8 protein-coding genes and 1 pseudogene are annotated in these 11375 nt (G+C 42.6%); 8 read left to right on the forward strand and 1 reads right to left on the reverse strand.

Annotated elements, in window-relative coordinates; genetic code table 11:
• The first annotated feature begins 144 nt into the window (after window positions 1–144).
• The 8 genes and pseudogenes from V7K84_RS23050 to V7K84_RS23085 all read left to right on the forward strand — a co-directional run bounded on the left by V7K84_RS23050 (window position 145) and on the right by V7K84_RS23085 (window position 10181).
• Window positions 145–2148, forward strand: a complete 2004-nt coding sequence (locus V7K84_RS23050; RefSeq protein ID WP_334841439.1) for a GspE/PulE family protein — start codon at window positions 145–147, stop codon at window positions 2146–2148.
• Window positions 2149–2248: 100 nt separating this feature from the next.
• Window positions 2249–3379, forward strand: a pseudogene (locus tag V7K84_RS23055) (type IV pilus twitching motility protein PilT); the annotation flags it as partial.
• Between the two features lie 156 nt (window positions 3380–3535).
• Window positions 3536–4762, forward strand: coding sequence for a type II secretion system F family protein (locus tag V7K84_RS23060; protein ID WP_334841440.1), 1227 nt, complete (start codon window positions 3536–3538; stop codon window positions 4760–4762).
• 122 nt (window positions 4763–4884) lie between these two features.
• Window positions 4885–5445 (forward strand): hypothetical protein, encoded by a 561-nt coding sequence (locus tag V7K84_RS23065; RefSeq protein ID WP_334841441.1) that lies wholly within the window; start codon window positions 4885–4887, stop codon window positions 5443–5445.
• Window positions 5446–5917: 472 nt separating this feature from the next.
• Window positions 5918–7012, forward strand: coding sequence for a serine/threonine-protein kinase (locus tag V7K84_RS23070; RefSeq protein ID WP_334841443.1), 1095 nt, complete (start codon window positions 5918–5920; stop codon window positions 7010–7012).
• A gap of 553 nt (window positions 7013–7565) precedes the next feature.
• Entirely contained in the window at window positions 7566–9593 is a 2028-nt protein-coding gene (locus V7K84_RS23075; protein WP_334841444.1) for a serine/threonine-protein kinase, read from the forward strand.
• A 14-nt stretch (window positions 9594–9607) separates the two neighbouring features.
• The gene (locus V7K84_RS23080; protein ID WP_334841446.1) at window positions 9608–9973 is read left to right on the forward strand and encodes a hypothetical protein; all 366 of its coding nucleotides are present in this window, start codon (window positions 9608–9610) and stop codon (window positions 9971–9973) included.
• Window positions 9974–10046: 73 nt separating this feature from the next.
• A complete protein-coding gene (locus tag V7K84_RS23085) occupies window positions 10047–10181 on the forward strand; it encodes a hypothetical protein (RefSeq protein ID WP_334841447.1) in 135 nt (44 codons plus the stop codon).
• A 141-nt stretch (window positions 10182–10322) separates the two neighbouring features.
• Here the strand turns inward: V7K84_RS23085 and V7K84_RS23090 are convergent, their stop codons facing one another.
• Window positions 10323–11309, reverse strand: coding sequence for a methyltransferase domain-containing protein (locus tag V7K84_RS23090; RefSeq protein ID WP_334841448.1), 987 nt, complete (start codon window positions 11307–11309; stop codon window positions 10323–10325).
• Between the last annotated feature and the right edge of the window lie 66 nt (window positions 11310–11375).

The raw sequence follows: 11375 nt of genomic DNA on the forward strand, positions 1-11375 counted from the left end.
CATCTTATTTGAAAATATCTTTAATTTTGAATTTTGAATTCGGAGCAAAGCGACGTGACTCAGGACTTTTTTGGTAAATGAGAATTCTGTCTCACAGTAGGGGAATACTTTAAGCAGAGGTTCCCCCTACTCATTCGCTCATTTATGAACTCGTCACCACAACGGCGCAGTACCGCTCTAACTACCAGAACAGAGTTTTCGCCCTTCGGCAACAAGCTAGTACAATCTGGCTATGTCAATACCGAACAGATGAGGCAGGCATTAATTGAAAGCCGCAAATCTGGCAGACCCTTAACGGAAGTATTAGAGTCAATTACTGGGCAACAACTATCGCCTGAGTTGCTCAGGCAATACAAAAAACAGCAGCTATTTGAACTGAAAATACTATACGGAGTTGAATTCCTCGATCCAGAAGTCAATTCCGTTGGCAACACGATGATGGGGAACCTGATTGAAACCCTCATCCCAGTGGATATCTGCCGTCGCCATCGTTTAGTACCACTGTCGAAACACGAAGATCAAACCCCGCCCTCAGTTTTAGTGGCGATGGTTGCTCCAGATAATCTAGAAGCTTCCGATGATCTGAACCGCATATTGCGCCCCCAAGGTTTGGCCTTGCAGCGCATGGTGATTACCCAGGAAGATTACCAACAGCTAATCAACCAATATCTGGATGAAATGGCTGTTAAGCAGAAGCATCTGGAACAAGAAAAGTTTACAGATATTAATCAGGATTTAGAAAACCTCGGAAATCTCGATCTTTCGGATGCTCCTGAAGAAATGGAGGCCGATCTAGGGGCAGCGATGAAGGGTGCAGAGGATGCCCCAGTCATCAACCTAGTCAACAGAATCCTGGCTAAAGCCTTGCATGAGGGCGTTTCTGACATTCATATCGAACCGCAAGAAGAAAACTTACGCATTCGCTTTCGCAAAGATGGCGTACTGAAGGAAGCTTTCGATCCCCTGCCGAAAAAAATCATCCCAGCAGTGACAGCCCGATTTAAAATCATCTCCAATCTAGACATTGCTGAACGTCGTCTACCCCAAGATGGACGTATCCGCCGGATGTTTGAGGGACGTAAGGTGGACTTCCGCGTGAATACCTTACCCAGCCGCTACGGGGAAAAGGTGGTACTGCGGATTTTGGATAACTCCTCTACCCAACTGGGATTAGATAAGTTAATTACCGATCCAGAGACTTTACATATTGTCCAGGATATGGTCAGCCGTCCCTTTGGGCTAATTTTGGTAACTGGGCCAACTGGTTCCGGGAAAACAACCTCGCTGTATTCTGCACTATCAGAAAAGAACGATCCCGGAATTAATATCAGTACTGTAGAAGACCCAATTGAGTACAGTCTTCCAGGGATTACTCAAGTACAGGTGATTCGGGAAAAAGGATTAGATTTTGCTACCGCCTTGCGGGCTTTCTTGCGACAAGATCCAGATGTGCTACTGGTGGGTGAAACGCGGGATAAGGAAACGGCAAAAACAGCGATTGAAGCTGCCTTGACCGGTCACTTAGTATTAACTACCTTACATACCAATGATGCCCCAGGAGCGATCGCTCGTTTGGGAGAAATGGGGATTGAGCCTTTCATGGTTTCTAGTTCCCTAATTGGCGTTCTAGCTCAACGTTTGGTGCGGCGTGTATGTTCTGAATGTCGCATTTCCTATACTCCTACAACCGAGGAACTGGCTCGTTATGGTCTATCAGCTTCCTCTGATGTGGGAGTCACCTTCTATAAAGCTAACACCTTGACATTAGATGCGATCGCAGATGCCAAAGCCAAAAATCATCTTTGCCCAAAATGTAATGGCAACGGCTACAAAGGGCGTTGTGGTGTTTATGAAGTTATGCGAGTCACCGAAAACCTGCAAACTCTCATTAACGAAGATGCACCCACAGAACGCATCAAGGAAGTGGCAATAGAAGAGGGGATGAAGACCTTGCTGGCTTACAGTTTAGACTTAGTGCGCGAAGGTTCCACCACTTTAGAAGAAGTAGAACGAGTGACGTTTACTGATACTGGTTTGGAAGCAGAGTTAAAAGCCAAACGCAAGACTGGTCTTACCTGTCGGAGTTGCGATGCCACATTGAAACAAGAATGGTTGGATTGTCCTTATTGTATGACAGCTCGGTTTTAAGACTAATAGTCATTAGTCATTGGTCATTAGTCATTGGTGAATGCTTAATAACTTTAAACAAATGACAAATGACAAATAAAAAACATTAAAAGGAAGCAGAACTATGGAAATGATGATTGAAGATTTGATGGAGCAGTTGATTGAATTGGGTGGCTCGGATATGCACTTATCCGCAGGTTTGCCTCCCTACTTCCGCATCAGTGGCAAACTTACGCCCATAGGTGAGCATGTATTGACAGCCGATCAATGTCAAAGGCTGATTTTTAGTATGCTCAACAACACCCAGCGTAAAACCTTAGAGCAGAACTGGGAGTTGGATTGTTCTTATGGTGTTAAGGGTTTGGCTCGCTTTCGGGTCAATGTTTATAAAGAACGTGGTTCTTATGCTGCTTGTTTACGAGCATTAAGTTCTAAGATTCCTAACTTTGAAAAGTTAGGTTTGCCAGATATCGTGCGGGAAATGACGGATAAGCCCAGAGGGTTAATTTTGGTGACAGGCCCTACAGGTTCCGGCAAGACAACGACCCTAGCGGCAATGATTGACTTGATTAACCGCACCAAGGCAGAGCATATTTTGACGGTGGAAGACCCAATTGAATTTGTCTACGAACCAATTAAAAGTTTGGTTCACCAACGGCAACTAGGTGAAGATACTAAGAGCTTTGCTAATGCTTTGAAAGCAGCTTTGCGGGAAGATCCAGATATTGTTCTGGTAGGGGAAATGCGCGATTTAGAAACGATTTCCTTGGCGATTTCCGCAGCAGAAACAGGACACTTGGTATTTGGTACGCTACACACCAGTTCCGCTGCACAAACGGTTGACCGGATTATTGACGTTTTCCCCCATGAAAGACAAACCCAGGTGCGGGTACAACTGTCTAACTCGTTAGTGGCGGTATTTAGCCAAACCTTAGTGTCCAAGAAAAGCCCTAAACCTGGTGAGTATGGTCGGGTAATGGCTCAAGAAATTCTGATTGTCACTCCAGCTATTTCTAACTTGATTCGAGAAGGCAAAACATCTCAAATTTACTCAGCTATTCAAACTGGTGGCAAATTGGGGATGCAAACTCTAGAGAAGGTTTTAGCCGATTTTTACAAAAATGGAACCATTTCCTTTGAAGCGGCGATGTCTAAGACTTCTAAGCCAGATGAAATCCAGCGTCTTATCGGTACTTCTGTGCCACCACAGGCAGCAGGTGCGAAACCTGGTGCGGCTGCCAAAGCGCATTAAAGGAACTGGGGATGATAAGGGAGTGTGGGGAGATGAGGGAGTGTGGGGAGTGTGGGGAGATGATGAATTTTGCTTCCCTCTCCTCCCACACCCCCTACACCTCCCAATGCCCAATGCCCCACGCCCAATTAATAACAACTATTTTGAATTTATTTTATGCCAAACTTCGTTGCCCGTGTTCGGGATTCGCAAGGAAAATCTCGAACCGAAAAAATTGTTGCTGAATCCTTGATACAAGCTCGGACTAATCTCAGAGATCAAGGTTTTGTAATCCAAGAACTCAAGCAATCTCAGGGATTTCAGCCAGATGTTGCCTTCAAAAATTTCCAGAATTCCTTAGTTAAGGTTTCTGTGAAAGACAAAGCCGTTTTTTCGCGCCAATTTGCCGTTTTGATGAATGCGGGAGTTGCGATCGTTAGAAGTTTGGGGGTACTTTCCGAACAGTGTAGTAATACTAAATTGAAACAAGCCCTTGTGGACATTAGCACCGATGTTCAAAGCGGAATGAATCTTTCAGAGGCAATGCGGAAGCATCCTGACTGTTTTGATGGATTATATGTGAGTATGATTCAAGCTGGCGAAGTTGGTGGTGTTCTAGACGAAGTATTGAATCGTTTAGCTAAGTTGTTAGAAGATGTTGCTCGTCTACAAAACCAAATCAAATCAGCAATGTCTTATCCAACTGTTGTGGGTTTTATCGCAGTTGCGATCTTTCTCGGCATGACTATTTTTCTGATTCCGATTTTTGCCACAATTTTTACACAAATTGGAATCTCATTACCACCTCTAACGCAATTCTTGATGGATGCTAGTAAGTTTTTGAGAAGTCCGGGTGCTTTCGTCCTGCTTGCTGCTCTTATAGGACTAAAAATTGCCTTTACACAATACTCTAAAACTCCTGTTGGTCGCATCACAATCGATCGTCTTTCCCTGAAGATGCCATTGTTTGGTGACTTAATTCAAAAATCTTCAGTTGCCCGCTTTAGCCGGACTTTTGGTTCTTTGACTCGTTCAGGTGTACCAATTTTAACTTGCTTAGAAATTGTCCGAGATACATCAGGAAACCAAATAATTGCCAATGCCATAGATGCAGCCCGCATGGAAATTCAACAAGGAGGTATGATTAGCATTGCTTTACAACAAAGTGATGGCGTTTTTCCGGCTATGGCAATTCAGATGATTAGTATTGGAGAAGAAACTGGAGAATTAGATGCAATGTTGATGAAAGTTGCCGATTTCTATGAAGATGAAGTTGAGCAAGCAGTAAAAGCAATGACCAGTATTTTAGAACCGGTGATGATTGTAGTTCTAGGGGGAATGGTGGGAACCATTTTGCTAGCGATGTATCTGCCGATGTTTGCGGTATTTGAAAAGCTGGGATAAAGGATTAATAGTTAAGAGTTAGAAGTTTAGGAGTTAGGAATAGAAACATTTTATTTTTAACTTTTAAGTTCTAACTGATTAATTTTATTCTTAACTCCTAACTGCTCACTATTTAATAAACTATGACTGTGCAAAAATCTCAGTACGAAGCGAGTTTGGCAGAGTACAGCAATCATCTAGCTGCGATCGCCTTACTAAAGCAATATCGGCCATACTTGGAGATGATTCCCAGTTTGCGCCGTCCTGATGAAAGTGTCATCACTATACCTTTGCCAATTGTCCGGCTTCGCAATCCTGCTACAACAGCCCCACAAACGATTTGCTTACCCTGTGATGTGGCTATTTTGATGTGCGATCCAGAGTGGAAAATCAAAACTGGAGCAGAAATTTTAGTCTTTATTCATCGCGCTCACGAAGATTTTTCTGATTTGTTAGGACGTTGGCGACAAACCCAAGTTTGTCTAGACAATGATTATGAGTGGTTGATGCCTCTCCGTCACAGTCATATTTTGAGTGAGGGAGCTAATGCTATATATCCTCTGTTTATCGTTTTTAGTGAGACTTTAGAACGCATCCAAAGAGGTCTTGTGGGAGCCGAACTCCCATTTATTATACAAACACCAGATTTGCTGGTTGAGGAGAATCTCACAGATATTTTCTCTTCACAAACTCCACCAGCTTAGGTACTTACAGCAGAATTCAGAATTGAAAAGTAAAATACGCTTTATACCTAGCTAACAGACGAATCGTTGTGTACCTCACTAACTTGAAGTCTGCTGTATAGTCAAAAAAACATCCCATCCCTGCGGGACGCTCCGCGAACGAAAGAATGCAAGGACTTGCATCTTTATAAATGTACTAAATGTGAAACTACATATTTTACCCCCGGCTACGCCGTCCCCCTTTTGCTAAACTAGAGGGGTTTTATTATGTGCATCTTCATACAAAATTGTTATAAATACCCACCAACAGACTTTCACCTTTACCAAACTACAAATTAGCTTGTGACACATCCGTGAAAGGGCCAGTTCTATAAAAATTTATTGTTACTTTTTGAAGAGTAATGAGGATTTGGCAAAGATTCAGTAATCTTACTGTTGCCAATAAAGAATTGCCATAGAATTAGAGACATTTAAAAGCAGATACTTTATACTAATGAATCGTTTTTCTCAAAAAACAACGAATTATCAAGAGAACATTTCACAACAAACTCAGTTGAGTCAGATGTGTGGTTCCAAACGGCTATTTCGCGATCGCTATGAAATACTGCAAGTTTTAGGTAGAGGTGGTTTTGGTGTAACATTTTTAGCCAAAAATGCCGTATTACCTGGGAATCCACTGTGTGTCATTAAACAGCTTTGTCCAAAAGTGACTAGTCCCCAAAGTTGGCAAAGGGCGTGTATGCGCTTTGAAAAAGAAGCAAGAACTTTGGGACAACTCGGTAGTCATTCGCAAATTCCCATGCTTTTAGACTACTTTCAGGCGAATGGGGAGTTCTTTTTAATTCAAGAATATGTGCCGGGTTTGACTTTGGCGCGAGAAGTGCGGCAAACTGGGCCCAAAAGTGAATCCTCAGTTAAGCAGTTCTTAAAGGAGTTATTACCTGTATTACAGTATCTTCATAAACATCATGTGATTCATCGGGATATTAAGCCTCAGAATTTATTGCGGTGTGAATATGATGGGCGCATAGTGCTGATTGATTTTGGTGCGGTGAAAGAGAAATTAGTTGACGCTTGTGAAAACTCAATCAATCAAGCTGCAAATACAAACTTTATCGGGACTAGGGGATTTGCACCACCAGAACAGTTTTCTCTACGTCCAGTTTATGCCAGTGATATTTATGCACTGGGTGTAACTTGTATTTATATGTTGACTGCTAAAAGTCCTTTAGAATTGGACTACGACCCAAATACTGGTGAAATATCTTGGCAAAAACAGGTAAATATCAGCAACAGTTTCGCCCAGATTTTAGGAAAAATGGTGAAAATCACCTTAGAGGATCGGTTTAAGACTGCCGATGATGTGATGAAAGCTTTAAGTAGTGAAAGTTATTTGCCTACTTTGGCTAACTGTCTAACTAACCAAAAATTAAATAATAAAAGTATTACACAACACGAAATTGCACAAAACAAAATTACACAACATGAAATTATACAACACGAAAATTATGATGTATACATGCCACCTGTAGCTAGAACTGCTAGTGCCATTCGGAAATGGAGAGCAAGATTCAAGGAAACAAGATAACATACAGCAGAATTCAGAATTCAGAATGGGCTACGCCCCGCTGCGCTAACAGGAGTAAAACACGCTTTATACCTGGGTAACAGACTTAGCTTGTGTATCGCACCAACTTGCAATCTGCTGTAAGTTGCAGCCTTTTTTAGCTGAAGTATCAAATGAATAATTAATTATGGGCAATTTAAAATAGCTAAAACAAATTTAGTAAGCATTTTAACTATATTTGATAGTCAGTAATGATTAATTAATCGGAGTTTATCTTCAATACTTAGTCAGTTTTCGCTTGCCAAGATACAAGCAAAATTACTAGGTTTAAAAGTTCCAAAAAATATTTTTATTCAGATTATTATATAATCGATAGAATAATTAATCTTATGGCTCTCGTAGTTTTCCACAGATGAGGAAGACTGACTACTATTTACAAAAGCTAACTATATAAGTAATTCCCCAATCCCCAGAACAGGGTTTATCTACCACAAGTAAGCGAGAGTCAATTATCTTAAGGGAAAGTTCGGGGCAAACTTAGCCTAAGTTGTCATGCAGTCGCGCCTGTCAGATCATGATCTGCTGCTTAAATCCCGATTGCTCAAATCCCCTGAATCCTAATGGAAAGAAGTTTTGCCAAAGTTGTAGCACCCCGCTGGTGTCACTTTTAAGAAATCGCTTTCGTGTCATCCGAGTCCTTTCAGATGAGGGGGGATTTGGCAGAACCTATCTATCAGAAGACGTAGATAAACTCTATGAACGCTGTGTTATCAAGCAATTAGCTCCAAAATTCCAAGGAACTTGGTCGCAAAAAAAGGCGATGGAGTTATTTGCCCAAGAAGCGCAGCGACTACAAGACCTTGGGGAACATCCTCAAATTCCGACTTTGATAGCTTACTTTGAGCAAGACGGCTGTCTATATTTGGTGCAGCAGTTTATTAATGGAGATAATTTGTTAAAGGAGTTGCAACAGCGCAAGGCTTATAACGCGAGAGACATTCAATCTATTTTGCTAGATTTACTACCCATTCTAAAATTTATCCACGATCGCAAAGTTATTCATCGAGACATCAAACCAGAAAATATTATCCGCAATAAAAATGATGGGCGATTATGCCTGATTGATTTTGGCTCCTCAAAGCAATTTACCGCCAAAGTTCAGCAGAAATCTGGCACATCCATTGGTTCGCATGGTTATTCTCCCCTAGAACAAATTAGAGATGGGAAAGCTTTCCCCGCCAGCGACTTATTCGGTGTGGGGGCTACCTGCTTTCATCTGCTAACGGGAAATTCCCCGTTTCAGTTGTGGATGGAATCTGGGTACGCCTGGGTAAGTAATTGGCGGGAATATTTGCGGAGTCCGTTAAATCCTGAATTAGATTTTGTCATCGACAAGCTTTTGAAAAAAGATATCCAGGAACGTTACCAGTCAGCCGAAGAAGTCCTGAAAGACTTGACTCCCAAACAACTCCTCGCACTGCCACCTGCGGGTAAGTCATCTGGTAAATTACCACCAACTAAAGCACCAGCTTTACCAAAAAGCTATCCCTTACTGAGAATTTTAATCTTGGTAAGTGCTTTCATTCTGTTATTTGGATTCAGCGAATCTTGGTATAAAAATTTTCGCCGGATTCAAACCAGTTTGGTCTCTAGGTTGATTCAACAAAATAGTCCTAGTAAAAATGATGCGATTTTGAGTCAGATTAGCTTGGGTAAGGTTTCCTTGGCTAACACCCTCCAAGGACACGAAAACTCAGTTTTATCTGTCGCCATCAGTCCCGATGGTAAAACCATAGCCAGCAGTGGCGACGATCGCACAATCAAACTTTGGAATCTCGCAACCGGAAAACTAATCGCTTCACTCAACGGCCATTTTCAGCAGGTGAATGTCGTAGTAATTAGTCCAGATGGCAAACTTCTAGTTAGTGCTAGTGATGACAACACCATTAAAATCTGGAATTTGGCAACGCGAAAACAAATTCGCACTCTTATAGGGCATTCTGACTCAGTTCATGCCCTAGCCATCAGTGCTGATAGCGAGACTCTAGTTACTGGCAGTGATGACAACACGATTAAAATCTGGGATTTGGCAACAGGAGAGCAAATTCGGACACTAGCAGGGCATACATTCTGGGTGCGGTCAGTGGCTATCAGTCCTAATGGTGTGGTTTTGGCCAGTGGCAGTTTTGACAAGACAATCAAAATCTGGAATCTAGCAAAAGGATACCCAATCCGCACACTAGAAGGAAATTCTCAAACAGTGACAACTGTGGCTATTAGCCCAAATGGTAAAACTTTAGCCAGTGCTAGCCGCGATCGCACCATTAAACTTTGGAATTTAGCTACCGGAAGAGAACTTCGCACCTTAGCGGGGCATGGCAATACTGTCACATCCGTAGCATTCAGTGCCGATGGTAAAATTATTGCTAGTGGTAGCCGCGATCGCACCATTAAACTTTGGAATACAGCAACAGGAGAAGAAATTCTCACATTAGCAGGGCACACCAACACCGTCACATCTGTTACCTTCACTCCCGATGGCAAAACCCTTGTTAGCGGTAGTGAAGATAACACGATTAAGATTTGGCGGTTGTCTCAGTGAGTGGAAATTAAGGATTGGGGATTGGGGATGAAGAAGAGTTAGAATCTCGTTCATCCACCTCAGAACTCCGTTCATCCACCTTTGAACTGGATGAATCCATATCAGAACTCCGTTCATCCACCTTTGAACTGGATGAATCCACCTCAGAACTCCGTTCATCCACCTTTGAACTGGATGAATCCACCTCAGAACTCCGTTCATCCACCTTTGAACTGGATGAATCCATATCAGAACTCCGTTCATCCACCTTTGAACTGGATGAATCCATATCAGAACTCCGTTCATCCACCTTTGAACTGGATGAATCCACCTCAGAACTCCGTTCATCCACCTTTGAACTGGATGAATCCACCTCGGAACTCCGTTCATCCACCTTTTAATCTCAAACCATTCTCCAGTCTCCAGCCCACAATCCCCAATTACGATAAACTGTCTCAAATTGGGAGGAGTAAAATGAGCAGCATCACCAACCGTCGGCGCGATCGCAGGTTTGGGATTAAAATAACGAAGCTGTTTTCAGGTTGGCAGCAAATATTTGCAGAAGCACGCACCCGGATGAGTGCTTATGCCCCAATACGGTTCGGTTAAAGGCGAAAGGGGAAAGGGAAAAGGTTTTAAATATATTCTTTACCCCTTACCGCTTAACCTTTTCCCAGAATACGAGGAAAGTAAAGAGTGTTTATCTAAACCATATTGATTTAGAAATAACCTCTAAAACTAACGAGGCTATCAGGAATTGCTAACCAAACTATACTGTTTAGTTGATTTCTGCAACGAGTTAGCTCTGATTGCGCGGAACATTCCGAATCGGCACAGACCAGCACTGAATGCTAGCCGCATTAGTAGGAGGGTAGGTACTTCTCGCAGAGATTTAATGAAACCAGATAGACCAAAACGCACCAATCCCTCTGGTCGAGTCACTCCTTGCCAGATGGAATCTAGCCAAGAGGGAAGTGTTTGTTTCGTCCAGTCTGTCGTTATCACTTCCCCCTCGACTAACCCCGTTGCTGCCAAAAGCTCGGAAAAGCCTTCAATACTGGAAAAAGCCGGATGCGACCACTGATCTAATAGTTGCCGCATTACCCGTTTCTCCCAAAAATTGAGCGGTTTTTGGCGATCGTCTCTCTGATTCCAGTCGGCTAAAACCATCACTCCACCAGGTTTTAGCACCCGTATCAACTCTCTGGCAAAAATGGCTTTGTCTGGCATGTGTGGTCCAGCTTCAATCGACCACACTACATCAAAACTGGCATCTGGGAAAGAAAGTGCCATCGCATCATCCACAAGAAACTGCACATCAAGTTCCTCTTGGGTTAACTGTTGGGCGCGTTGGACTTGTTGAGGACTAATGGTAATACCTGTGACTGCAAAACCGTAATCTCGTGCCAAGATGCGACTGCTACCTCCAATTCCACAGCCAACATCTAAGACAGTAGTGCCACGGGGTAATTTATCTAAACCACCCCAACGTACCATTTCATGCACAAAGTCAGATTTAGCAGTGAGAAAATCCTTTCGTTGTGGTGGCGAACCATAATGACCTAAGTGGATATGTTCGCCCCAGTAGAATTCCAAAATCCCGTCTTCAGTCCATTCGTCATAGGAATTGGCTACAGAGTTAGATGATTGATAAGTCCTCGCAGTGATTAGATACAACGCTAGCAAAATCGTCATTAGTGCCAAGAAAACTCCCAGCGTCGAAAAAAACCAACTCATGGAAATAAAACCTTAATCTTTTCTAACAAGTTTATCCAATTGTTAGAATGCAAGCTGTCCAAATTT

Origin of the sequence: Nostoc sp. (assembly GCF_036917315.1) — a bacterium.
Classification (GTDB): Bacteria; Cyanobacteriota; Cyanobacteriia; order Cyanobacteriales; family Nostocaceae; genus Nostoc.